Annotated in this window: 21 protein-coding genes; 14 read left to right on the plus strand and 7 right to left on the minus strand. The window is 59.2% G+C overall.

Translation table 11 applies throughout. From position 1 onward, the window contains the following. The first annotated feature begins 50 nt into the window (after window positions 1-50). From EDB94_RS11250 to EDB94_RS11275, 6 genes are all read left to right on the plus strand, one after another. The gene (locus tag EDB94_RS11250; protein WP_108018405.1) at window positions 51-659 is read left to right on the plus strand and encodes an ATP-binding cassette domain-containing protein; all 609 of its coding nucleotides are present in this window, start codon (window positions 51-53) and stop codon (window positions 657-659) included. After that, window positions 646-1,443, plus strand: coding sequence for an ABC transporter permease (locus EDB94_RS11255; protein ID WP_108018406.1), 798 nt, complete (start codon window positions 646-648; stop codon window positions 1,441-1,443). Before EDB94_RS11250 ends, EDB94_RS11255 begins: the two co-directional genes overlap by 14 nt. After that, window positions 1,440-2,624, plus strand: a complete 1,185-nt coding sequence (locus EDB94_RS11260) for a nitrate/nitrite transporter (protein ID WP_108018407.1) — start codon at window positions 1,440-1,442, stop codon at window positions 2,622-2,624. The genes EDB94_RS11255 and EDB94_RS11260 overlap by 4 nt, the downstream gene beginning before the upstream one ends. 11 nt (window positions 2,625-2,635) lie before the next feature. Further along, window positions 2,636-3,754, plus strand: a complete 1,119-nt coding sequence (locus EDB94_RS11265) for a DUF3524 domain-containing protein (protein ID WP_108018408.1) — start codon at window positions 2,636-2,638, stop codon at window positions 3,752-3,754. A 110-nt stretch (window positions 3,755-3,864) separates the two neighbouring features. Further along, entirely contained in the window at window positions 3,865-7,458 is a 3,594-nt protein-coding gene (nifJ, locus tag EDB94_RS11270) for a pyruvate:ferredoxin (flavodoxin) oxidoreductase (RefSeq protein ID WP_108018409.1), read from the plus strand. Next, entirely contained in the window at window positions 7,451-8,443 is a 993-nt protein-coding gene (locus EDB94_RS11275) for a dihydroorotate dehydrogenase-like protein (protein WP_108018410.1), read from the plus strand. Before nifJ ends, EDB94_RS11275 begins: the two co-directional genes overlap by 8 nt. A gap of 12 nt (window positions 8,444-8,455) precedes the next feature. Here the strand turns inward: EDB94_RS11275 and EDB94_RS11280 are convergent, their stop codons facing one another. After that, window positions 8,456-8,860 (minus strand): acyl-CoA thioesterase, encoded by a 405-nt coding sequence (locus EDB94_RS11280; protein ID WP_008172970.1) that lies wholly within the window; start codon window positions 8,858-8,860, stop codon window positions 8,456-8,458. Between the two features lie 197 nt (window positions 8,861-9,057). Here EDB94_RS11280 and EDB94_RS11285 point away from each other — a divergent pair, with 197 nt between their 5' ends. The 5 genes from EDB94_RS11285 to phoU all read left to right on the plus strand — a co-directional run bounded on the left by EDB94_RS11285 (window position 9,058) and on the right by phoU (window position 14,546). Continuing rightward, entirely contained in the window at window positions 9,058-10,098 is a 1,041-nt protein-coding gene (locus EDB94_RS11285; protein WP_169702178.1) for a substrate-binding domain-containing protein, read from the plus strand. Window positions 10,099-10,235: 137 nt separating this feature from the next. Continuing rightward, window positions 10,236-11,624, plus strand: a complete 1,389-nt coding sequence (pstC, locus tag EDB94_RS11290; RefSeq protein ID WP_014578568.1) for a phosphate ABC transporter permease subunit PstC — start codon at window positions 10,236-10,238, stop codon at window positions 11,622-11,624. After that, window positions 11,617-12,891 carry a phosphate ABC transporter permease PstA gene (gene pstA, locus EDB94_RS11295; RefSeq protein ID WP_108018411.1) on the plus strand — a complete coding sequence of 425 codons (1,275 nt, stop codon included), beginning with the start codon at window positions 11,617-11,619 and terminating at the stop codon, window positions 12,889-12,891. Before pstC ends, pstA begins: the two co-directional genes overlap by 8 nt. An 11-nt stretch (window positions 12,892-12,902) precedes the next feature. Continuing rightward, entirely contained in the window at window positions 12,903-13,790 is an 888-nt protein-coding gene (gene pstB, locus EDB94_RS11300) for a phosphate ABC transporter ATP-binding protein PstB (RefSeq protein WP_041645688.1), read from the plus strand. A 33-nt stretch (window positions 13,791-13,823) separates the two neighbouring features. Continuing rightward, window positions 13,824-14,546 (plus strand): phosphate signaling complex protein PhoU, encoded by a 723-nt coding sequence (gene phoU, locus EDB94_RS11305; RefSeq protein ID WP_008172965.1) that lies wholly within the window; start codon window positions 13,824-13,826, stop codon window positions 14,544-14,546. A 172-nt stretch (window positions 14,547-14,718) separates the two neighbouring features. Here phoU and EDB94_RS11310 read toward each other — a convergent pair whose 3' ends face one another. From EDB94_RS11310 to mnmH, 5 genes are all read right to left on the minus strand, one after another. Then, window positions 14,719-15,084 (minus strand): histidine triad nucleotide-binding protein, encoded by a 366-nt coding sequence (locus tag EDB94_RS11310; RefSeq protein WP_014578564.1) that lies wholly within the window; start codon window positions 15,082-15,084, stop codon window positions 14,719-14,721. A gap of 41 nt (window positions 15,085-15,125) precedes the next feature. Beyond that, window positions 15,126-16,421 (minus strand): FAD-dependent monooxygenase, encoded by a 1,296-nt coding sequence (locus EDB94_RS11315; protein ID WP_108018412.1) that lies wholly within the window; start codon window positions 16,419-16,421, stop codon window positions 15,126-15,128. Between the two features lie 82 nt (window positions 16,422-16,503). Next, complete coding sequence (locus EDB94_RS11320; RefSeq protein WP_062785948.1) at window positions 16,504-17,061, minus strand: aminoacyl-tRNA deacylase; 558 nt, start codon at window positions 17,059-17,061, stop codon at window positions 16,504-16,506. Window positions 17,062-17,231: 170 nt separating this feature from the next. After that, on the minus strand, window positions 17,232-18,065 hold the full coding sequence (locus EDB94_RS11325; RefSeq protein ID WP_014578561.1) for a mechanosensitive ion channel family protein: 834 nt from the start codon (window positions 18,063-18,065) through the stop codon (window positions 17,232-17,234). A gap of 141 nt (window positions 18,066-18,206) precedes the next feature. Beyond that, window positions 18,207-19,310, minus strand: coding sequence for a tRNA 2-selenouridine(34) synthase MnmH (mnmH, locus tag EDB94_RS11330; RefSeq protein WP_108018413.1), 1,104 nt, complete (start codon window positions 19,308-19,310; stop codon window positions 18,207-18,209). Window positions 19,311-19,443: 133 nt separating this feature from the next. Between mnmH and EDB94_RS11335 the strand changes: the two genes are divergently transcribed. Further along, window positions 19,444-20,142, plus strand: coding sequence for a methyltransferase (locus EDB94_RS11335; protein ID WP_108018414.1), 699 nt, complete (start codon window positions 19,444-19,446; stop codon window positions 20,140-20,142). Window positions 20,143-20,547: 405 nt separating this feature from the next. Here EDB94_RS11335 and EDB94_RS11340 read toward each other — a convergent pair whose 3' ends face one another. Continuing rightward, window positions 20,548-20,952 (minus strand): VanZ family protein, encoded by a 405-nt coding sequence (locus EDB94_RS11340; RefSeq protein WP_108018574.1) that lies wholly within the window; start codon window positions 20,950-20,952, stop codon window positions 20,548-20,550. 97 nt (window positions 20,953-21,049) lie between these two features. On the opposite strand from EDB94_RS11340, the gene cysZ reads away from it, so the two are divergent. Together cysZ and rapA are read left to right on the plus strand one after the other, a co-directional pair. Then, window positions 21,050-21,799 (plus strand): sulfate transporter CysZ, encoded by a 750-nt coding sequence (gene cysZ, locus EDB94_RS11345; protein ID WP_092030554.1) that lies wholly within the window; start codon window positions 21,050-21,052, stop codon window positions 21,797-21,799. Window positions 21,800-21,815: 16 nt separating this feature from the next. Then, a complete protein-coding gene (rapA, locus tag EDB94_RS11350; RefSeq protein ID WP_108018415.1) occupies window positions 21,816-24,677 on the plus strand; it encodes an RNA polymerase-associated protein RapA in 2,862 nt (953 codons plus the stop codon). Window positions 24,678-24,774: the final 97 nt, after the last annotated feature.

A 24,774-nucleotide genomic window follows, 5' to 3' on the forward strand; every position in this document is an offset into this window, starting at 1 on the left:
GTGCAATGGTATATCCGTTATGAACATTGGCGAGCCCTGATGAGGCTATCTTGACAGATTTGGTCCTGAAAAATCTCTGTGTTGGCACTCTCAGTAACGTGTCTTTGACGGTACCTGGTGGACAGGTTGTCTGTCTGTCCGGTCCGTCAGGCAGTGGCAAGAGTCGGCTGCTGAGAGCCGTGGCGGACCTGGAGCCCCATGGGGGCACCGTGTCTGTGGCTGATACCTGCCAGGAGGATTTGCCCGCCCACCAATGGCGAAGCCGGGTGGTGATGGTGCCGGCAGACAGCCAGTGGTGGTTTGATGGGGTTGGAGGTCACTTCCCGGATCATGTGAAGGCAGATTTGCCGTCAGCGCTGGGCTTCCCGCCCGAGGTTATGGAGTGGTCGGTAAGCCGGTTGTCTTCCGGTGAGCGGCAGCGGCTGGCGCTCTGGCGGGCCCTGCTGCTTGAGCCTGAGGTTCTCTTACTGGACGAACCCACCGCCAACCTCGACAACGACAGCACAGAAGCGATTGAAACCTGGTTGCTTGAGGAAATCCGGAGGCGGCAGATCGCAGTGCTCTGGGTCGCCCATGATGTTGGCCAGATTAATCGGGTGGCCGATGCCCATTACCGGATTATTGGCACCAGTCTGGAGCGCGCAGATGGAAGTGATTGATCTGGCCTGGTGGAAGTTGGGGCTGGCGGCGCTGCTGGTGCTCGCCCTGGCTGGGACGGGGTATCTGGCCCGACTGGGCATTACCCGAAACCTGTTGATCGCTGCACTTCGAACGGTGATTCAACTGGCGCTGATCGGACTGGTTCTGGAAGCGCTGTTTGCCTCCGCTGCCTTCTACTGGATAGCGTTGATGGCTCTGATCATGCTGCTGGTGGCAGGGCGAGAAGTGGTAGCGCGACAGGGCCGACGACTCCAGGGCTGGTGGGCGTTCGGTATCGGCACCGGATCGATGTTCGTATCGTCCTTTTCAGTGACGGTACTGGCGCTCTCGGTAGTGATCGGCCCAGACCCCTGGTACACCCCACAGTATGCCATTCCCCTTCTGGGCATGATGCTCGGCAACACCATGACAGGCGTCAGCCTGGCACTGGATCGTTTGAATGAATCGGTCTGGCGCCAGCGGGCCGTCATCGAGAACCGCCTGATGCTGGGTCAGACCTGGCAGCAGGCGCTGGAGGATATCCGGAGGGACGCCATGCGCAGTGGTATGATGCCATCCATTAACGCCATGGCCGCCGCCGGTATCGTCAGCCTGCCTGGCATGATGACCGGCCAGATTCTCGCAGGCAGCCCGCCGGCAGTGGCGGTGAAATACCAGATTCTGGTGATGCTGATCATCGCCGTCGGTACCGGATTCGGTGCCCTGATGGCGGTTTCCTGGGGCGGGCGAAGACTGTTCGACGACCGGGAGCGCCTGCGACTGGATCGACTGGTGAAACAATGATCGACATACTACGACGTTACCCCCTCCCTGTGATCGTTCTGGCCCAGCTTTTCGGCACCTCGCTCTGGTTCAGTATCAACGGTGTCTGGTTGTCGCTCGCCGGCGAGCTGGGCCTGACCGAAAGTGATCTCGGGCGGCTGACATTGGCGGTGCAGGCCGGGTTTATCGCGGGCACCCTGACCATTGCGGTGACCGGCCTGGCCGACCGCTTTGGCGCCAGTCGGATCTTTGCGCTGTCGAGCCTGTTGGGGGCTCTGGTTAACGGTGGATTTATTTTCGCTGCCGGTGCGCCGCCACTCGATTTCCTCCTGCGCTTTGCCACAGGTCTGTGCTTGGCTGGCATCTACCCCCTGGGCATGAAAATGGTCATTGCCTGGACGCCAAAGTACGCCGGGGCTGCCCTGGCCTGGCTGGTGGGCATGCTGACACTTGGAACGGCGCTGCCACACCTGATGCGCGGGGCAACCCTCGGCATGCCCTGGGAGTGGCCGCTGATGGCGGCGTCCTGTCTTGCCGTGGCCGGAGGGTTGCTGGTGTTCCTGCTGGGTGACGGCCCGCATCTGCCTAAAAGCAGCGGGCGATTGCCCCTGAGTCAGGGGCTGGCGGCTCTTCGCATCCCGAGATTCCGGGCAGTGGCCGGTGGCTACTTCGGCCATATGTGGGAGCTCTACGCATTCTGGACATTGACGCCCCTGCTCATCGGCCGGGAGCTGCAGCGGATGGGGCAGAGTGACGCACTTATTCCCTGGTTGTCGTTTGCTGTCATTGGCATTGGTGCGGCAGGTTGCGTCGGTGGTGGCCGGCTCAGCCGAACACGGGGTAGTGAATGGGTGGCCCGGCGAGCCCTGATGGTGTCCGGAGCCTTCTGCCTGGTTTACCCCTGGCTGAACGGACTATCGCCGGCCTTGCTGATCGTTTTGCTGATAGTCTGGGGCATTGCTGTGGTTGCCGATTCACCTCAATTCTCGGCGCTGGCCTCGGCAACGGCACCGAGGGAGTCGGTAGGCTCCTCTCTGGCGGTGATGAATGCGGTCGGGTTTGGTCTGACGCTGCCTGCCATCTGGCTGACCAGTGGGCTCTGGGGCCAGTTGAATGTCTGGGTGGTTCTCCTGCTGTTCCCCGGTCCGGTGCTCGGGCTTTGGGCGCTCTTCCGGGCTCGGCCTGAGGTTCAGGCTGGTTAGTGAGACATCGTATGACGACCTCTGGAACCACGCCGAGAATACTCCTTCTGTCTGGCTACGATGCCGCCAGTCACAGGCGCTGGCGGGAGCAGTTAGGCGCCATGTTTCCGCATTATGAATGGCAGAGTCTTGTTCTGCCGCCCAGGTTCTTCCGCTGGCGTATCCGTGGCAATCCACTGAGCTGGCTGAACGAGCCACTCCTGCAGGAACACTGGGATCTGATCATTGCGACATCCATGGCGGATCTGGCAACCCTCCGAGGGCTGCACCCGCGTCTTGCTCACACTCCCTGCCTGCTCTACATGCACGAAAACCAGTTCGCCTTCCCGGTATCCAGCGGCCAGAACGCCAGTGCTGACCCGCAGATGGTGAACCTGTACAGCGCGCTTTCGGCCGACTGTGTGGTGTTCAACAGTGGCTGGAACCGGGACAGTTTTCTGGCTGGCGCCGACTCTTTCCTCAAGAAGCTGCCCGACGCAGTGCCCGAGGGCCTGATCGAAACCCTGCGGGACAAGTCGAGGGTGATACCGGTGCCGATCGAGGACCGGTTGTTTGCTGATCGCCGGCCACTTATGAACCGGGCCTGCCCCCATCTGCTCTGGAACCATCGCTGGGAATACGACAAGGGGCCTGACCGTCTGCTGAAGTTCCTGCAGGTGCTGGACCAGCGTTCGATGCCGTTCAGGTTGAGTGTGGTGGGTGAGCGATTTCGCAGCTATCCGAAGGCATTTGACCGGATCCGGGAACAGTTTGGTCATCGCATCGAACACTGGGGGTTTCTCGAGAATCGTGAAGACTATGATCAGTTGCTGCGTCAGGCCGGTATTGTGATCTCCACGGCACTGCACGATTTCCAGGGGCTGTCGATGCTGGAAGCCATGGCTTCAGGTTGCGTGCCACTGGCGCCGGATCGCCTGGCCTATCGCGAGTACGTGCCGGATCTGTGTCGCTATGAGAGTCATCAGGAAAATGCGGCGCTGGAGGCTGAAGTGGCTGCCGACACGCTTGAACAGCTGCTGGAAGGACAGCTTCTGGCCTGCCCGCCGGAGGATTGGCGGGCATCCAGCCTGGCCGGCGATTATCATTCCCTGTTCCAGGATTTGATCCAGGCAGGATCAGCCAGTTCCTGAACCTGTTTCTTCTTCAAATCTGTCTCAGATCAATCCCGTTCCTTTGCGGTTGGCCCGGCCGATACTAGACTCAGAACTGTCTTTCGGCCTCACCACAAGGAGTCGTGGCCATGGAGTTTCATACCCTCGATGGCAATGAAGCGGTGTCTTCGGTGGCTTATCGCCTGAGCGAGACCATTGCCATCTATCCGATTACCCCTGCCTCGGTCATGGGCGAGCATGCCGATGACTGGGCGGCCCTGGGCAAGCCCAATCTCTGGGGGCAGGTGCCCAGTGTGGTCGAAATGCAGTCCGAGGCTGGTGCCGCCGGTGCCATGCACGGGGCACTGCAGGCCGGTTCACTGGTGACCACCTTTACCGCGTCCCAGGGGCTGCTGCTGATGCTGCCCAATCTGTACAAGATTGCCGGTGAGCTATCGCCCTTCTGCATGCACATTGCCGCCCGCAGCATTGCCACCCACGCCTTGTCGATCTTCTGCGACCATTCCGATGTGATGAGTGCCCGCGGTACCGGCTTTGCCCTGCTGGCGTCGGGATCGGTGCAGGAAGCCCAGGACATGGCCGCGATCGGCCACGCCGTCACCCTGGAAAGCAGGGTTCCGGTGATGCATTTCTTCGATGGCTTTCGCACCTCCCATGAAATTTCCAAGATTGCAGCGCTCAGTGACGAGGATTTGCAGGCGCTGGTATCGCACGAAGGGGTGGAAGCACATCGTAGCCGCCGGATGACACCGGACCGGCCTGTAGTTCGAGGAACCTCCCAGAACCCGGACGCCTTCTTCCAGGCCCGGGAAGCGATTAATCCTTTCTACGAGGCCTTTCCGGAGAAGCTGGAAGCCGTGATGGACCGGTTTGCCGGCATTACCGGCCGCCAATACCAGCTGTTCGATTACGTGGGACACCCCGAGGCCGACCGTGTGGTCATCCTGATGGGCTCTGGTGCCGAATGCGCCCACGAAACGGTCGAGTGGCTGCTGGCGCAGGGCGATAAGGTCGGTGTCCTCAAGGTCCGCCTCTTCCGGCCCTTTGCCACGGCGCGTTTTCTGGACGCTTTGCCGGAGACCATCGAGCACCTGGCAGTGTTGGACCGCACCAAGGAACCCGGAGCCCAGGGTGAGCCCTTGTTGCTGGAAGTCAGCGGTGCCCTGATGGAGGCCTACAGCCGGGGGGATCGGAAGGTACTGCCCCGGGTGACTGGCGGCCGATATGGGCTGTCTTCCCGTGAGTTTACGCCGGCCATGGTCTGCGCCATTTTCGACGAACTTAAAGCGGCAGCGCCGAAAACCCGCTTTACCGTGGGCGTGCGGGACGATGTCAGCCACCTTTCGCTGGAGGTGGATAGCGAACTGGATATTGAATCCCCGAAAACCCGCCGGGCGCTGTTCTTCGGTCTCGGTGCCGATGGCACTGTCAGCAGCAACAAGGCCAGCATCAAGATCCTGGGTGAGGGCACGGAGCTGTTCGCCCAGGGCCATTTTGTCTATGACTCCAAGAAATCCGGCGCCACCACCGTGTCCCATCTGCGGTTTGGGCCGCTGCCCATCCGCTCCAGTTACCAGATCAACAAGGCCCAGTTTGTAGCCATTCATGCGCCTCAGTTCCTTGAACGATTTGATGTGCTGGAGCATGCCGCCGAGGGCGCGACGGTGCTGCTCAATGTGCCTTGGCCAGAGGGAGAGGTCTGGGACCGGCTCCCAGTGGAGGTCCAGCGCGCGCTGGTTGAGCGCAAGGCCCGGCTGTTCGTGATTGATGCCGCCGAGGTGGCGGAAAAGGCGGGTCTGGAGCGGCGGATCAACACCGTGATGCAGGTCTGCTTCTTCGCCCTGGCAGATATCCTGCTCCGGGAAGAGGCCATTGCCCATATCAAGGAATCCATTCGCAAAACCTGGGGCCGCCGCGGGCCGGAGGTGGTGCGCCGCAACGTGGAAGCTGTGGACTCTGCCCTGGACAACCTGCATGAGGTGCCGGTCCCGGACAAGGTGACGGCAACCCGCGCGCGACCGCCAAGGGTGCCCGAGAATGCGCCGGACTTTGTGCAGAAAGTCACTCGCCTGTTATTGGAAGGGCAGGGGGACAAACTGCCGGTCAGCGCGTTCCCGCCGGACGGTACCTGGCCAACGGGAACCAGCCAGTACGAGAAGCGAACCATCGCCCTGGAAATCCCGATCTGGGAATCCGACCTCTGCGTGCAGTGCAACTTCTGCGCAATGATTTGCCCCCACACAGCGATCACCAGCAAGGTGTTTGAGTCCGAGTCGATCAAAGGGGCGCCGGAGGCGTTCGAGGTGGTGCCGGAAACGCAGACTTCTGAACTGGAAGGTCTGGATTACCGGATTCAGGTGGCACCGGATGACTGCACCGGCTGTGGCTTGTGTGTCGAGGTCTGCCCTGCAAAGGACCGTACCCAGCCCAAACGCAAAGCCATCAATATGCAGCCGATCGAAGCGCACCGTGAGGTAGAGGCAGAGAACCTGGCGTTTTTCCGGCAATTGCCGGATGTGCCCAGAGACCGTATCCCCCGGGACTTCAAATCCCTGCCGCTGCTGATTCCCCTGTTCGAATATTCCGGCGCCTGTTCCGGCTGCGGTGAAACACCCTACATCCGTCTGCTAACCCAGCTGGTGGGCGATCGGTTGCTGATTGCCAACGCCACCGGATGTTCCTCGATCTATGGTGGCAATCTGCCCACCACTCCTTACACAGTGAACGCCGACGGCCGTGGTCCTACCTGGAACAACTCGTTGTTTGAGGACGCGGCGGAACTGGGCCTGGGCATGCGTCTGGGGCTGGACAAGCTTGTCGGTCGGGCCCGGCAGTTACTGGAAGGGTTCCGGGAAGAACTACCTGACGGACTCTACCCGGAGCTGACCAGCGCCTGCACCACCGTTGATGAATCGGCAATGGCAGTCAGACGCACAGCCATTGAGCAGCTGCGGAACTGGCTGGCAGACAAGCAGACGCCAGAGGCCCGGGAATTGGACAGTCTGGCCGATGAGCTCTGTCCGAAGAGTGTCTGGGTAATCGGGGGCGACGGCTGGGCCTACGATATTGGTTATGGCGGTCTCGACCACGCCCTGGCCTCGGGGCAGAACCTGAAACTGCTGGTACTCGATACCGAAGTCTATTCCAACACCGGCGGCCAGCAGTCCAAGGCCACCCCCATGGGTGCGATTGCCAAGTTCGCCGCTGCCGGCAAGGCCACCCGGAAGAAGGATCTGGGCCTGCTGGCCATGAGTTATGGTCACGTCTATGTGGCCCAGATTGCCATGCAATCCCACAGCAACCACACCACCAAGGCACTGCAGGAAGCCGAGAGCTTCGACGGCCCGGCACTGATCATCGCCCACAGCCCCTGCATTGCCCACGGTTACGACCTGGTGCACTCGCCCGCACAGCAGAAGCGGGCGGTAGACAGCTGGGCCTGGCCGCTGTACCGGTTTGATCCCCGGCGCATCCACGAAGGGCTCCCGCCCCTGCAGCTGGACTCCCTGCGCCAGAAAGTCACCATGAAAGCCTATATGCAGGAAGAGGCCCGGTTCCGGATGCTGGAGCTGCGGGATCCCCAACGCTACGAACAGCTGGTGGCCGCGGCTTCTGAGGCTGCAACTGAGCAGCGTGAGCTCTACAAGCAGCTGGCGGGGATCCACTTCGAGCCCCATGAAACTTCTGACCCTGACAACGAAAAGGGTGAACGTCATGACTGAATTGGCAACCCGTTGGCTGGGGTTGGAGCTTCGCTCGCCCCTTGTGGTCGGCGCCAGCCCCCTGACCGATGACCTGGACGCGCTGAAGGCCTGTGTTGACGCTGGCGCCGGTGCCGTGGTGATGCATTCCCTCTTCGAGGAGCAGCTTGTGGAGGAGCAGCTGGCGGCTCACCGGTTTATTGATTCGCGGATCAACATGGACGCCGAGGCCCGATCGTTTTTTCCCGAATCGGAACTCTTCGAGATGGGCTCGGACAGCTACCTGCAGCGGTTGGAGCTGTTGCGACATTCACTGGGTGTGCCGGTGGTTGCCTCGCTCAACGGTATTTCAGCGGGTGGCTGGACCAGGCATGCACGTGAGCTGGAAGTGGCGGGCGCCCATGCCATAGAACTGAATCTCTACGACCTGGCCTCGAATCCGGAGGAAACGGCGGAGGCACTGGAACAGAGGCAACTCTCGGTTGTGAGGTCAGTGGCTGAGCAGGTGAGCATTCCGGTCAGCGTCAAGCTGTCGCCTTTCTACTCGGCCTTGCCTGCGTTCGTCGCCGGTATCGAAGAGTCCGGGGCCCGGGGCGTGGTGTTGTTCAACCGGTTTTATCAGCCGGATATGGATCTGGACGAGCTGGAGTTAAGCCGGGAGGTGGTGCTGTCGACCAGTGCGGAGCTGCCGTTGCGGTTACACGCAGCCGCCATGTTGTATGGCCAGACAACACTGGAGATGGCTGTTTCGGGTGGCGTTCATAGTGGTGACGATGCGGCAAAAGCCATCCTTTCGGGCGCTTCCGCTGTGCAGGTGGTCTCGGCCGTGTTGTCGGAGGGTACTGGCGCCCTGTCGAGGATTACCCGGGAAATGACGGCTCGGCTCTCCGGAATGGGATACCGCTCGCTGGCGGAAGCACGGGGCGTCCTGTCAATGGCGAACGCCCCCAATGCCCGAACCTGGGAGCGTCTCAACTACGCCCGCCTTCTGCACGGTTGGAAATAGAGCGGCTCAGGGTCAGAGAACCTGCTCCGGCACCTCGCGGATCCGACCGTGCTCATCAATGGCAACGTAGACGAACAGACCCTCGGTGACCTTTCGTGGATTCTTGGCAGTGCGGTCAAGAGTCCACACTTCTACGCTGATTTTCATGGAACTGCGGCCGATATCGACGAGTTCGCAGTAGCAACCTACCTGAGAACCTACTCGCAACGGTGACAGGAACTCCATCCGGTCCATGGCCACGGTGGCGTTACGGCCCTGGGAAATCCGTCCGGCCATGGTCGCAGCGGCGAGATCCATCTGTTTTACCAGCCAGCCTGCGAAGACGTCGCCATTGGCATTGGTGTCTGAGGGGAGCGGGATAATCTGCAGGGTGAGTTCGCCACGGGGCGTGGGTTTGTCATCATCTAACGCTGTCATAGTACTGCCTTCTTGCGAGCCTGGAATTGTTTTAACACGCATGGTAGCGGGCTGAGGCACCGCTGCAAGCAAATTTGAACATTCCGGACTATATTTCAGAAGCTGTAACAAAGTTGTCACAGAGTGCCATTAGTCTGCACACATCGGTAAAACACATCCGACACAACGTCCAAACCGAATAATGGAGACTTGACGTGATGAAACTGAACAAAGCACTCGCGACTGTAGCACTGGCTGGCTCCGTTGCCGCCATGTCTGCACCGGCCATGGCCCGTGACACCATCAGCATCGTGGGTTCCTCTACCGTTTATCCGTTCGCCACGGTTGTTGCCGAGCGTTTTGGCACCAAGACCGACTTCAGCACTCCGAAGCTGGAATCCACCGGTTCTGGCGGCGGTCTCAAGTTGTTCTGTCAGGGTATTGGTACCCAGCACCCGGATATCACCAACGCTTCACGCCGTATGAAGACCTCCGAGCTTGAGCTCTGCCAGAGCAACGGCGTTACAGACATTACCGAGTTCCGTATCGGTTCTGACGGCATTGTGATCGCCAGCTCCAAAGAAGCCGAGAACCTGGATATTACTCTGGAGCAGCTGTTCCTGGCTCTGGGTTCCAAAGTGCCTGTTAACGGCGAGTGGGTTGCCAACCCGAACAAGAACTGGAGCGACGTTGACTCCAGCTTGCCGAACAAGCCGATTCGCGTAATGGGACCGCCCCCGACTTCCGGTACCCGTGACTCCTTCAACGAGCTGGCCCTGGCCGCAGGTTGTGACCAGCTGCCTGAAGCCGCCAATCTGGGTAAGGACGAGCACGCCTCCATCTGCGAAAGCGTTCGTGAAGACGGCGCCTTTATCGAAGCGGGTGAGAACGACAACCTGATCGTGCAGAAGCTTATCGGTGATACCGGCATGTACGGCGTGTTCGGTTACAGCTTCCTGGAAGAAAACGCAGACCGTCTGCAGGCTGCCACCCTGAACGGTATGATCCCGACTGCCGAAGCCATTGCTGCGGATGAGTATCCGGTGGCCCGTTCACTGTTCTTCTACGTGAAGAAGGCCCACGTTGGTGTGGTCCCGGGAATCCAGGAATACATTGGCGAGTTCATCAGTAACGCTGCCATGGGCCAGAACGGCTACCTGAAAGATGTAGGCCTGATCGTGCCGCCCCGTGCTGCGCTGATGGACCTGATGGATAAGGCAGAAAGCATGCCGAACCTGACCCTGGACGAGCTCAAGTAACACCGTCGTCCGGTCAAGAATGGAGGTGCGGGTCTCGTTGGAGGCCCGCACCTTTTGCACGTTTGGACGATCCGGTGCCAGTGCGGACCTGAATCTGTAAACTGTGCGCCAATCCGAAGTCGAATACAGGAATTTTCATGCAACCGGCTAATCTTTTATTACTGACTCTGGTGCTGGCGATCGTAGCCTATTGGCTCGGTTACGCTCGCTCCCGGTCGTTGGCGATGCCGCTGGGTGGGATCCGTCATCTCAAATCCCTCCCTTTCTACTACGGAGCCAGAGCGGCATTGTGGAGTGGTATCCCGGCCCTCATCGTGCTCGGTTTATGGGCCGCATTTCAGGGCAAAGTCATTCAGCTGATTGTTATTGGTGGTTTGCCGGACGGCATGATTCCGGCGACCGACGGTGAAGCGAGCCTGCTGTTGAGCAAAATCAGCAATGTGGCCAGCGGAGCCTTGCCTCCGGGCTTTGTTGAAGCCCCGATAGCCGAGGCCGCCGAGCGTTTACAGACGCTGCGCACGCAGAGTCGGTTCCTGATGTCTGGCCTTGTTATCTCGGTTGCCGTGCTCGCCGGTTTCCTTGGCTGGTTGAGAATCCGTCCGCGGCTGAATGCCCGTTCCCAGGTTGAGTCCATTCTCAAGTGGGTATTTTTCGCCTGTGCAGCCCTGGCTATATTGACGACCGTCGGAATCATTTTCTCGGTGGCGTTCGAGACTTTTCGTTTCTTTGGCAAGGTCCCGTTCACCGAATTTATCTTTGGTAGTCACTGGAGTCCTCAGACCGCCCTTCGTGCTGATCAGGTAGCTTCCCAGGGTGCCTTTGGCATGATCCCCCTGTTTACCGGCACTCTGCTGATTTCTGCCATTGCCATGGTTGTGGCCGTGCCGGTCGGCTTGCTGTCGGCTATTTACCTGTCGGAATACGCGGGTAGAAAAGTGCGCGGTGTGGTCAAGCCGTTGCTGGAAATGCTGGCGGGTATTCCCACCGTGGTTTACGGCTTCTTCGCCGCCCTGACCGTAGCGCCATTTATCAGCGATGTGGCCGCCTCCATGGGTATCGAGGCGTCATCCCAGAGTGCCCTGGCCGCCGGTGCCGTTATGGGCATCATGATCATTCCGTTTGTGTCTTCCTTGTCGGATGACGTGATCAATGCCGTGCCACAGGCTATGCGTGATGGCTCTCTGGCACTTGGCGCCACTCAGTCCGAGACCATGAAGAAGGTAATTTTCCCGGCTGCGCTGCCCGGCATCATGGGCGGTATTCTGCTGGCGGTCTCCCGGGCGATCGGCGAGACCATGATCGTGGTCATGGCCGCAGGGCTGGCGGCCAACCTGACGGCCAACCCGCTGGAAACCGTTACCACCGTGACCGTGCAAATCGTGACCCTGCTTACCGGTGACCAGGAATTCGACAGCGCCAAGACGCTGGCCGCCTTTGCATTGGGCGCCATGCTCTTCCTGGCAACCCTGTTGCTCAACGTCATTGCACTGAAAATCGTACGCAAATATCGGGAACAGTATGACTGACCAACGTTCACAGGCGGAGATTGTCCGCCAGTCGCTCAAGCGCCGCTACCGTAAGGAACGCCGTTTCCGCGCCTACGGCATCTTGGCCATCGCCATTGCCCTGGGGGCTCTGTTAATCCTGTTCACCGATATCATCGGCAAGGGTTATACCGGCTTCGTGAAGACCACCATCACCATGGATGTAAATCTGGATGGTGAGATGATGTACCTGGATGATCCCACGGACGAGCGCCAGATCAAGATGGCCGATTTTGTCGAGCCTCTGGTTCAGGCGCTGATCAAGGAGATCCCCGGAGCAACGGAGGACGACCGGAAACAGGTTCGCGAGCTGATCAACCCTTACGCCTCGGTGACGCTCCGGGATGCCCTGAAGGCAAATCCCGAGTGGTTGGGTACCACCCAGACCATGACGTTTCTCACGCACACTGATGTGGATGTCTACGTCAAGCATGCAGGGGATGATGCCTACTCGATCAAGCTGAACGACCAGCAAAAAGCCTGGGTAGATGATCTTCTGGAGCGGGGCATTATCGAGACATCGTTCAATGATGTGTTCTTCAGTGGCGGCGATTCCCGTGATCCGTCCAAGGCAGGTATTCTCGGGGCGATTGTCGGTTCGCTGCTGACGATGTTCGTCACCCTGATATTGTCGTTCCCGATCGGTGTCGCGGCCGCGATCTATCTGGAAGAGTTTGCGCCCCAGAACAAATTCACCGATTTCATCGAGGTAAATATCAACAACCTGGCGGCGGTGCCGTCCATCATCTTTGGTCTGCTTGGCCTCGCGGTGTTTATCAACCTGTTCGGGATGCCACGTTCGGTTCCTGTGGTTGGTGGTCTGGTTCTGACATTGATGACGCTGCCGACCATCATCATTTCCAGCCGGGCCGCGATCAAAAGCGTTCCGCCCTCGATCCGCGAGGCCGCTGAAGGTATCGGTGCATCCAAGATGCAGGTAGTTCTGCACCATGTGCTGCCGCTGGCCATGCCTGGCATGCTCACCGGTTCCATCATTGGTATGGCCCAGGCACTGGGTGAAACCGCACCGCTGCTGCTGATCGGTATGGTGGCGTTCATTGTGGACGTACCCGACGGGTTCTTCGATTCGGCGACGGTGCTGCCTGTGCAGGTGTTCCTGTGGGCGGGCAGCCCGGAGCTGGCCTTTATTGAGCGAGCGTCGGCAGCCATCATGGTGCTGCTGGCCTTCCTGATCAGTATGAACGCATTGGCCATCTGGATGCGCAAACGTCTCGAGCGCCGGTGGTAAGGAGAATCAAGATGAATAGTGTGAATACAACCATTACCAGTGAAGTTACCCAACCGGACGAGGTTGCCGTGCCAGTTCAGGAATCGAAGCCCGCTGAAACCATCATCGAGGAAGGCAAGACCGTCGGTAAGCCTTACTCGGACGACCCCAAGTTCAAGCTTCGGGATGTCGAGGTATTCTATGGGGATGCCCCGGCGATCAAGAAGATCAGCCTTGATATTGGCCGTAACGAAGTCATTGCCTTCATCGGCCCATCCGGTTGTGGCAAATCCACCTTCCTGCGCTGCCTGAATCGCATGAACGACAGCATCGATATCTGTCGTGTGAAGGGTTCCCTGCAACTGGACGACCACGACATTTACGACCCCAAGCGGGATGTGGTCGAACTGCGGGCCCGGGTCGGTATGGTATTCCAGAAGCCGAACCCCTTTCCCAAGTCCATCTATGACAACGTGGCTTACGGCCCCCGGATTCACGGGCTGGCCAACCGCAAGTCGGATCTGGACGAGATAGTGGAAAACAGCCTGCGCAAGGCCGGCCTCTGGGAAGAGGTAAAAGATCGCCTGGACGCCAACGCAACCGGCATGTCCGGCGGCCAGCAACAGCGTCTGTGTATTGCCCGTGCCATTGCCGTGAGCCCGGAAGTGGTGCTGATGGACGAGCCCTGCTCGGCCCTGGACCCTATTGCGACCGCGAAAGTGGAAGAACTGATTGCTGAACTGTCCGAAAGCTACACGATCGTTATCGTGACCCACTCGATGCAGCAGGCGGCCCGGGTATCTCACCGTACGGCCTACTTCCACCTGGGACACCTGGTTGAAGTGAACGAGACCAACAAGGTATTCACCTCGCCGGAACATGAACTGACCGAGTCCTACATCACCGGCCGTTTTGGCTGATTCCGGACCTGAGGAATTTTGGAGAAGAACAGTATGCCTACAAAGAAGGACGACGTTTACGGGGATCACATCTCCCACAAGTTCAATGACGAACTGATGGAACTCAAGACCGAGTTCCTCAAAATGGGCGGCATGGTTGAGGCCCAGGTCGATAATGCCATCCTGGCCCTGGTGGATGGCGATGGTCATCTGGCCGACGAAATCCGTGCCAACGACAAGAAAGTTGACCGGATGGAAGTGGAAATCGACGAGGAAGCCACCCTGATCATCGCCCGTCGCCAGCCGACGGCCCGGGATCTGCGTCTGGTGATCTCGGTCATCAAGATGGTGGCCGACCTTGAGCGGGTTGGCGACGAGGCCAAGAAAATCGCCAAGCTTGCGATCAAGCTGCAGGAAGAAGGCCAGGCCCCGCGGGGCTATGTGGAAGTACGCCACATTGGCACCCACGTGCTGAGCATGCTTCACGATGCCCTGGATGCCTTTGCCCGGCTGGATTCGGAGCAGGCGTTGCGGATCATGAAGGAAGACAAGCGCGTCGATGAGGAATATCAGGCCGCGGCCCGTACCCTGCTGACGTTCATGATGGAAGACACCCGCAACATCTCACGGTGCATGTCCGTGATGTGGGTGCTCCGTGCCCTGGAGCGGGTGGGTGACCACGCATGTAACATTGCCGAGAACGTGATCTTCATGGTCAAAGGCGAGGACGTTCGTCATACGCCGGTGGAAGAAGCTGAGAAGGTGGTCGGACGCTGATTTTTGCTTTGGAGGAAGCAAGCGGGCTGGTAGTGCTGTTTGGGACACGCTCAAGGCATCCATGCGCGCTTAGCTTTCGCCATCCATGGCGAAAGTCAAGCGACCAGGGACGGCTCGAGCGGGTCCCGGAAAGCCCCACCACATGCCGTCCCTCCACCCAAGCCTAAAACAATCAGGCCTGCTTCATCTTGTCGGTATAAGGCGGCCAGCCCAGCGGCTTGCCGGCAAGAACGTGCAAGTGGATGTGGAACACCGTCTGCCCCGAATTTTCCCCGCAGTTCATGACGACGCGATAGCCGTCGTCGGCAAAGCCTTTCTCTTGGGCAATCTTCGCTGCCACCAGATACAGATGCCCCACCAGTTCCCGATCTTCCTCGGTGATGTCGTTAATGGTGGCGATGGCCTTTTTCGGGATGACCAGGAAATGAACCGGCGCCTGGGGGTTGATGTCGCTGAAGGCGAGGGCGATGTCGTCCTCGTACAGGATGTCCGCGGGAATTTCCCGGTTGATGATCTTGGTGAAAATCGTCTCTGACATGGTGGCTCCTTTTCGCGTGTCCTTGGGATTGTTGTTTGGCTTCAAAGCTGACTAAGGCCGGGAATCCGGGAAGTTATCTGCCTGACCACGGCCGGCAGTTCCTCGTCGATGCCCATGGCGTAGCGGGCAACCCGGTTGCGGGCGAAGGGCAGGGCGCGGGCGGCGCCGAGGCCGAGGTTGCGTAGCAGGTGGACGGGTGGAATCCGGTTGCTGAATAGATGGTAGAACACATCCATGGTCAGCATCATTCTGCGGTTTGCCGGCCGGCGCTGTTGCTCATAGAGATTCAGCCACTTTGGCGTGGCCAGATCATCACCTGCGCGCTTGGCCTCCTTGAGGGCTGACTGAAGGGCCTGGGCATCCTGGAAGCCCAGGTTCACGCCCTGTCCGGCCAGCGGGTTGATGGTGTGGGCCGAGTCGCCAGCCAGGACGACCCGACCGCAGTGGTACTGTTTGGCGTGCTGGCGCGCAATGGGAAACGAGGCTTTGCTATCGATGTGTGTCAGTAAAGGCAGGCTTGCGGGAAACGAAGACTGGATCTCGCTCATCAGCGCACTGTCGTCCAGTGCTTTCAGGCGAGCAAGCTCTTCGGGCGAATCGTACCAGACCAGGGAACCCCAGCTTTCGCCGGGATGTTCCGGACCGGCACTGTGCAAGGGCAGGAAGGCTCGGGGCCCCGAGGGGTGAAAGCCCTGCCAGGTAATGTCTTCAACCGGCCCCTGATAGCGTACCGAGATAACCATTGCCTGCTGGTCATACTGGTTACGGGTTACGCCGATGCCGGCCAGATCCCGGATCCGGGATTGGGCGCCATCGCAACCGACTACCAGGCTTGCTAGCAGCTCGCGGTCGTCATCCAGGGTGACCGTGGCTGTATCACCGGACTGCGCCAGTGAGGCGACACCCTGACCGTGGAACAGGGATACCTGGGGGCAGGCCTCGGCGGTTTGCCAGAGCGCCTGTTGGGTTACTGAGTTTTCGATGATGTGTCCCAGGTGGTGGGCGCCCAGCTCGGTGGCGTCGAATTGGACCTCAGCCAGCTTTCGGGGTACCAGGTTCTGCAGTGGATAGCGGGTTTCATCCCACACGGCCAGCCGCTTGTAGGGCGTCGCGCGCATCCCGAGGATGTGGTCCCAGGCGCCCAGGCCTTGGAGATAGCGCTCACTGCCGGCGCTCAGGGCAGAAACCCGGATGTCCGGGGCGCTTTCCGGGTCAAAGTCGGGGGGCGGAGCCCGGTCGACAAGGGCAACGCGGAAGCCATTCTGGCCGAGGCCAGTGGCGAGAGCAGCGCCGACCATGCCGGCACCAACTACAACAATATCAAAGACTTGAGTCATATCGGTTTCCTGTCTGATGCCCTCAGTTTACGCGATGACGGCAGCCAGACAAGAGACCGGGATCAAGCCGGAATGAAAACCCTCAATAGCCTGCCATACCTGACACCCGCGGCTCGGCAGCGTCGTCAGGCCTGCGACGGTTCTTGATCAGCCAGGCGGGCTTCTGTGCACCCGGTTTGTTGAACCCCTGGTTCAGGACCATGGGTTGCACGAGGGTCAGGAAATCCGAGGTTTTCATATGTACCGATTCGCTGTGGCTGCCTGCGGCGAACGCCAGTTCGGGCTGCTCGGTCAGCGCTTCGGCGCAATAGACGGTCATTCCGAACAGGTTGCCAAAGGGGGGCATGGCGCCTACCTCGCAATCCGGGAAGCGGTCCTGGAATTCCTGTTCGTCAGCGAGGTCAAGAAAGTCGGTGTCGAGGATGCGGGATAACCTGTCCCAGCGGATTCGCCAGGTGGCCGGCATCACCAGCATTGCCATTTTACCATCCAGTTCGATGATCACCGTTTTGACGACACGGTCGCCGGCAATCTTGACGTGGTGGGCGAGTTCCTGGGCGGTAAATGCAGGAGGGTGGGAGAGGCACATGTATTCCACACCTGCCTCATCGAGGAATTCCTTCAACTGCTGTACCGGCATAGTGACAACCTCCTACCAGCAATGACAGCGTTCCGGAGCCTGTGTTGATCTAATTGCCTGGCCCCGATGGCCTGGCGGGGTTGGTCAACCCCGCCATTAATGGTCAGCTTAGTCGAGGTTACGCAGTTTGCGAGTAACCGGATGTATCAATGAGAAACCGATCGCGAATCTCAGTCGGTTTTAATCATATGAACATCGCGCTGGGGGAACGGAATGCTGATGCCCTCGGCGTCGAATGCTTTCTTCACTTTCTCATGCATGTCCCAGTAGAAGGGCCACAGGTCACCTGATTTGGTCCAGGCCCGAACGGTCAGGTCGACGGAGCTTTCACCCAGGGCACCAACAACGATCAGTGGTTCGGGGTCCTTCAGTGCGCGCTCGTCTTCTTCAATCAGGCGCTTGCAGACGGCCTTGGCCTTGTCGATGTCATCACCGTAGCCGATACCGAAGCTCATGTCGCAGCGACGGGTTTCATAGGCGCTCAGGTTGGTCAGGCTGGCGTTGGCCAGTTGACCATTCGGGATCACAATCCGGCGGTTATCGAAGGTGTCGACGATGGTGTACAGGATGGAGATTTCGCGGACGGAGCCGAGATAGCCCTGGGCATCAATCGTGTCACCAACCTTGAACGGTTTGAAGATCAGGATCAGCACGCCACCGGCAAAGTTGGCGAGGCTGCCCTGAAGCGCAAGACCGACGGCCAGGCCGGCAGCACCGATAATGGCAATGAAGGAGGTGGTGGCAATGCCGACCATGGAGGCGACAGAGATCAGCAGCAGAATCTTGAGGATTGCTCCGATCAGGCCGCAGAGAAACTTGTTCAGGGTGGGGTCTTTTTTGCCCAGCTTGTTATCGAGGACACCGACAAACCGGTTGATCAGCCACATGCCCACAATCAGAGTGACAATCGCCAGCACGACCTTGGGTGCGTATGTCATGACCAGAGACATGGCCTGATTCATGAGTTCCGAGGCACCGCCTTCAGCGCCAAATAGGTCTTCCATAAAGGACTCCTTGTTCGTTGGTATTTTTCATAAGTGTCGGATTAACGGACAAATTACTGCAACAACCTGATTCGTCTATTTCTTTATATAGCAGACAAATGTCAGGGCTGTGTACTGCAGGCGTAATATTCAGTCAGGGCCTTACGCAACCGAGCTCTTGTTGGCCCAGTCGAGAATGGTCTCGGGGCCTCCGCGGACAAGAATCCGGCCTTCTTTCTTGCCCAGTTGGTAGTCGTACATGGGGTCGTAATAATCCTGGAGCAGTGACTGGATCCAGGCGTTGTGGGCCGCTGTCTCTCCAGTGGCTTCTTGCTGCGCGAGTGCCTGTTCCATCAGGCCGCGCAGCTGCTGGTGTCGCTCCCCACCCAGGCGCTTGCGGATGCGGTCAATGGCGCTAAGCAGATAGTCCCGGAAATTCAGCCACCCTGCTTCGGTCCCGTCGCGATCCACGTAATCCGAGTACATTCCCTCAACATAATCTTCGCGAATGATGCCAATACGCTCTTCCATCGGTTGCTCGAGGATCAGCAACGGCGACCTGGCCATGCGCTCCTTGAGGGATTCGGGCAGGGCGCAACGGCCCACCAGGCGGCTTTCATCTTCCAGATAGACCGGACCACTGTTCAGGTGGCGGGCTTTGAGCATGGCTACCGCCAGCCGGTTCTCGAAATCGATCTGTGAAGGCTGCGGTGTTACCTGACGCCCGAAACTGGAGCCCCGGTGATTGGCCAGGCCTTCAAGATCCACCGGATTGGGTAACTGTTGCAGAACCCGCGTTTTGCCGGTTCCCGTGCGCCCGCTGAGAATGCGGAACTCGCCGGATTCGATCTGCGCTTCCAGACTGTCGATCAGGAATCGGCGCAATGCCTTGTAGCCGCCTTTGACCAGCGGGTAGTCAATGCCGGCCTCCCGGATCCACTGCTGAGTGAGCCGGGAGCGCAGGCCGCCCCGAAAACAGAACAGGTAGCCGTTCGGGTGGCGGGCGACAAAACGTTTCCAGGCTTCAATGCGCTGGGCCTTGATGTCACCGGACACAAGCTGGTGCCCCAATTCAATCGCCTTGTCCTGACCTTTCTCCTTGTAACAGATGCCAACCCGATGGCGCTCCTCATCGTTCATCAGGGGCGCGTTTTCGGTATTCGGAAAGCTGCCACGGCTGAACTCTACCGGTGCCCGGACGTCCATCAGCGGCACATCATTCAGGAACAGGGAAAGGTAGTCGTCGGTGTCGGGTCTGCTTGCCATTTCAGCGGTAAACCAGTTGTCAGATGGAGGCGGCAGTATAGCGGAAATGGGGTTTTTCTGCTTGTCGCCGCCTGTTTCCCGGACTGGTCACGGGTACAATGACGCCTTCCGGAAAATTGAGGTTGGGTACCCCATGTCAGTGGACAGTCTGAATCAGCACCTGCGCAAAACCCTCTCCCGAGGCCGGGTGGCCGTTTCCCGTCCTGCCGGCTGTGAGCGCATTGCCCTGTACCTCTTTGACCCGAGGGTGCTTGAGGGGCCGTTATCGCACGAAGAGGCCCAGGCGGTCGTTGCCGAACCCGCCTACTGGTCGTTCTGCTGGGCCAGCGGCCAGGTGCTCGCCAACTGGATTCTGGACAATCCCCATTGGGTTGAGGGCAAGCGCGTCCTGGATTTCGGCTCGGGATCCGGAATCGTGGCTGTCGCGGCGGCAATGGCCGGAGCCAGGGAAGCCATCGCCTGTGACATTGATCCGGCTGCGCTGGACGCGGCCAATGCGAATGCGGCTCTCAATGGTGTTTCCGTTGGCCTTTGCCCTGACTGGACAGCCCGGCCGGACGAAATAGATGTCGTGACCGCTGCGGATGTGCTCTACGATCCGGAAAACCGGCCGTTGCTCGGCGTTTTACGCGAGGCGGCTGCTCGGGTGCTGCTGGCGGATTCGCGGATGAAAGTGTTGGGTGACGATGCCTACCGCAAGCAGACAACGCTTGAGGCCCGGACCTGGCCGGATCTTAACGAATTCGAGGAGTTCAATAAGGTTCGTATCTACCTGGCCGAGAACAACCAGAGATGGATCAGAGGTGAGAAAAAAGAAGGTATAAAAAAATAAAGGGCAACCAAACGGTTACCCTTTCTCGGAACAGGTCGGCGCATCCTTGCGCATTTGGCAACAGCCGTGTTGCGAGATCCTTGAGCCACTCCGTGGTGCCGGCATCCGAGCCGGCTATCCGAATAGTTATCCCTTAAGCGAGGCGTCCTTGTGTCCCTACCTCTCCCCGCGGTCCTTGCCGGGGTGCATCCAGTGCGTCGTCCATTTCCCTGTCATCCTTGACAACAACAATATACCAACTGGATTCTGACAAACGTGTGAACTGTGCACGCATCGCAGGAGATGTCAGCGTGGGTGTCTCCAATAAAACAAAGTTATCAGTGAGTTAGCTTTTTCCTAAAGAGTTTCTGGCACTGCCGCGCACACAACGTCACTGCAAGATCTCACGCCTTTGTAAGAGATATCTCACAGCGATTCTGGCGAATTTCGCAAATCCGGTTTTCCGGCGTTTCGGATGCCGGGCCAGGGAAGAAGTCCGATGGCAATGCCGGCGCCGTCCGCAGCCAGATCGGCCAGGGAAAATTCCCGATAGGGCAGGGTTGCCTGGATAAGCTCAATGCCAAGACCAAAGCCCAGCAGCGCCGGCGCAAACCAGATGGCCCGGAGCTCCGGCCAGGCCAGCCGGGTGAGGATGGTGAGCTCGAGGAAGGCGATAAAATGGTTCACCTTGTCGTTCGACGATGAAGGTATGGCATGAGGGCTGTCGGTTGTCGCCAGAAACCCGATGGCCAGAACGGAAACCACAAAGGCTGCCTGCCAGAGGGGGCGGAATTGCAGCAGGCTGGTCAGTTGTTGTTTCAATGTATCCATCGGGGAAGTCACTGAGCGTTCTCGGGCTGTGGGAATGTTGCCAACATGATATGCTTTGCGCCCCGTCATTGTCATTGAAGCGGAGGTCCTGCCAGCTATGCTCAAGGGTAATTTTTTTCGTGGACTGGGCTACCTGGGTGAGGGTTTCCGCCTGATTCGTCAGCCCGGTCTTCGGCTGTTCGTCATCATTCCACTGGTTATCAATATTCTGCTCTTCGGATTGCTGTTCTTCTTCATGGGAGAGCTGTTTGCAGGCCTGATTGCCGCCGCGATGTCGTGGTTGCCTGACTGGGCGTGGCTTCAGGCACTGGATTGGTTGTTCTGGATTCTGTATGGGGCGGTCATCGTACTGATGCTCGCCTACGGCTTTGTGATCGTTGCCAATCTGATTGGTTCCCCTTTCTATGGCTATCTTGCCGAACTGACAGAAAAGCACCTGACCGGCCAGGAGGTGAATACCGATGACAGCTGGGCATCGATCATCAAGGATATTCCCCGCGCACTCTGGCGCGAGGTTCAGAAGATCCTGTATTACCTGCCGCGGGCTATCGGTTTACTGATCATCGGTCTTATACCGGTTGTTAATCTGGTGGCTGCTGTTCTCTGGTTCCTGTTCAACAGCTGGATGATGGCGCTGCAATACGTGGATTACCCGGCAGACAACCACAAGGTGAGTTTCCCTGCCCTGCGACGGTTGCTCGGCGACACACGCCTGTCTGCCTTCGGCTTTGGCCTGCCGGTGGCGCTGGCCGCCATGGTGCCGGTGCTGAATCTGTTTGTTGTGCCGGCGGCGGTATGTGGGGCGACGGCTTACTGGGTGCGTGAGAACGGCGCCACAAGAACTTAATTGGTCTGGAGGTTTCTTGGATACATCGGAATTTGTTATTGGTCAGCGTTGGGTCAGCCACAGTGATACCGGCCTGGGGCTCGGGATCGTCACGGATATCTCCGGGCGCCGGGTGACCCTCGGGTTTCCCGCCGCCGATGAGGAGCGCACCTACGCGATTGATAACGCCCCGCTGTCCCGCATCATCTATCAGTTGGGGGAAGAGATTGAGACCTTCGATGGCGAACGGTACACCGTCCGTGCAGTTGAGGACCGGGGCGGGGTGCTCCTGTATCACGGGGACGACGGCACCGATCTGCACGAAATTTCCGAGGTGAAACTCGCCGGATCCGTGAATTTTTCTGCGCCGCACCAGCGGCTGTTTGCGGGCCAGTTCGATCGCAACGGCGCCTTTCGCCTGAGGTTTGCCACGCTTCAGCACATGAACCGCCTGCGGGCATCGTCAGCCCAGGGGTTGATCGGCGCCCGCACGCAGCATCTGCCACACCAGATATACATTGCCCATGAAGTTGCCCGGCGCCATGCGCCACGAGTTCTTCTGGCAGATGAGGTCGGTCTTGGCAAAACCATCGAGGCGGGGCTGATCCTCCACTATCAGCTGCATACTGGCCGGGCAAAGCGTGCCTTGATCGTGGTACCGGATTCCCTCACCCATCAATGGCTGGTGGAAATGCTCCGCCGCTTTAATCTGCGATTTTCCATAGTGGATCAGGGTCGCTACGACGCTCTGAAAGAGCAGGAAAGCGACGTGGATGCGCTGGTTAACCATATTTTTGGCGATGAAGATGCGGTGAATCCGTTCGAGAGCGAACAGCTGGTGCTCTGCAGCCTCGACTTCCTGAAGAAAAGCCAGAAGGCGCAGGACGATGCCCTCAAGGCCCACTGGGACCTGATGATTGTTGATGAGGCCCATCATCTTGCGTGGAGCCCTGAAGAGGTTAGCCCGGAATACCGGATTGTTGAGGAACTGTCGGCGGTCAGCCGCGGCCTGCTCTTGCTGACAGCAACGCCCGAGCAGGTGGGTATCGCCAGTCACTTTGCACGCCTTCGGCTTCTCGACCCGGCCCGTTTCCATGATCTGGAAACCTTCCGCAGAGAAGAGCAGCAGTATGAAGCCATCAACAGTGTTGTCCGACGGCTTCAGGACGAAAGCTCCGATATCAGCGAGGGCGATCAGAAGCTGCTGCGGGAATGGTTGGGTGAAGAGCTGGACCAGCTGCTGGCCGGTGACAATCCGAGGCAATCGGTGATCGATGCCCTGCTGGACCGGCATGGTACCGGTCGCGTGCTGTTCCGGAACACCCGGGCGGCCATCCAGGGATTTCCCGAGCGTCGACCCGATCCTGAACCGTTGCCTTGTCCGGCCATGTACGAAGGGCAGGCCTCAGGTATTCAGGGGTTGACCCCGGAGCAACTGGTGCCCGAGGAGCAGTGGCTGGCGGACGATCCCCGGGTTGAATGGCTTGAGAAAAAGCTGATCGGCCTGCGCCCCGCCAAAGTGGTGGTGATCTGTGCCAGTGCCCAGACCGCCATGGCCCTGGAGCATTATCTCCAGCTGCGGGCGGGTATCCGCAGTGCTGCCTTCCATGAACACCTGAGCCTGATCGAGCGTGATCGCGCCGCCGCCTATTTCGCCGACACGGAGCAGGGTGCCCAGGCGCTGATCTGCTCTGAAATCGGCAGCGAAGGCCGCAATTTCCAGTTTGCCCATCATCTCGTGCTCTTCGATCTGCCTGCAAACCCGGACTTGCTCGAGCAGCGCATCGGGCGACTGGACCGGATCGGCCAGACAGAAGCGATTGATATTCACGTGCCCTACCTCAGTGGCACCAGTCAGGAGGTGCAGTTCCGCTGGTTCCACGAGGGCCTGAACGCCTTTGCCGAAAGCTGCGCGGTGGGCGTTGCCGTTCAGGAAGCGGTGCAGGCCCAGTGGCAGCAGGCTATTGATGGCGACCTTGATGTGGCTGATGGACTCGTCGAGGCCTCCGCGGACGAAGCAACGCGCCTGAAAACGCTCTTGCAGGCTGGCCGTGATGCCTTGATCGAGCTGAATTCCTGTCGCCCTGAGGTGGCAGAGGATCTGATCGCCGCCATAGAAGACGAAGAATCCGAGGCCCGGGTTCGGGATTACATGATGGAGGCTTTTGACATCCTCGGCGTGGATGTCGAAGACCATGCCGATCACTCCGACATTCTGCGACCCGGCGAGCAATATCAGGCCGGCCATGTCGCCGAATTACCGGAAGACGGGATTACCGTGACCTGGGACCGACAGAATGCCTTGGAGCGGGAAGATCTGGCTTTCATGAGCTGGGAGCACCCGATGGTCACGGGGGTGATGGACTCGGTGACCAGCTCCGGCCTTGGCAAGGCCGCCCTCGCCAGTCTTTCCGTAAAGGCGCTGCCGCCCGGAACGCTGTTGATGGAGGCCCTGTTTACTGTGCACTGCCCGGCACCGGAAGCGCTCCAACTGACCCGCTACCTGCCGGTCTCGCCACTTCGGCTGCTGGTGGATGTGAATGGCAAGGAGCTCTCGGGCGCGTTGCCTCACGACCGGCTCAACGAGATGTGCTCGAATATCCGGCGGCGCACGGCCCAGGCCATCGTTCCGCAGATCCGGCCCCAGGTGGAAACCATGGTGGATCACGTGGAGCGGTTGTCGGAGCCTCATCTGGAGCCCCTGAAGTCACAGGCGCTTGAGCAGCTGGAGGCCAGTTTCGGACCGGAAATCCGTAGGCTGGAAGCATTGCAAAAGGTGAATCCGGCGATTCGTGAGGAGGAAATCGACTTTTTCCGCGATCAGTTCGAAGCGGCAAAAGAGGCGATAGGGCACGCCAGCCTGGCATTGGAAGGCATTCGTGTGATCGTGACCGCATAATGCCAGGTGTGATCTCCGTAACTGGCTGACTGTGCGGCATTTGCTGGTCAGCCCTCATCTGATGCGGTACCGTAAACGTAACGGTTTATAGTCTTCG

Source organism: Marinobacter sp. 3-2 (assembly GCF_003751355.1).
Classification (GTDB): domain Bacteria; phylum Pseudomonadota; class Gammaproteobacteria; order Pseudomonadales; family Oleiphilaceae; genus Marinobacter; species Marinobacter adhaerens.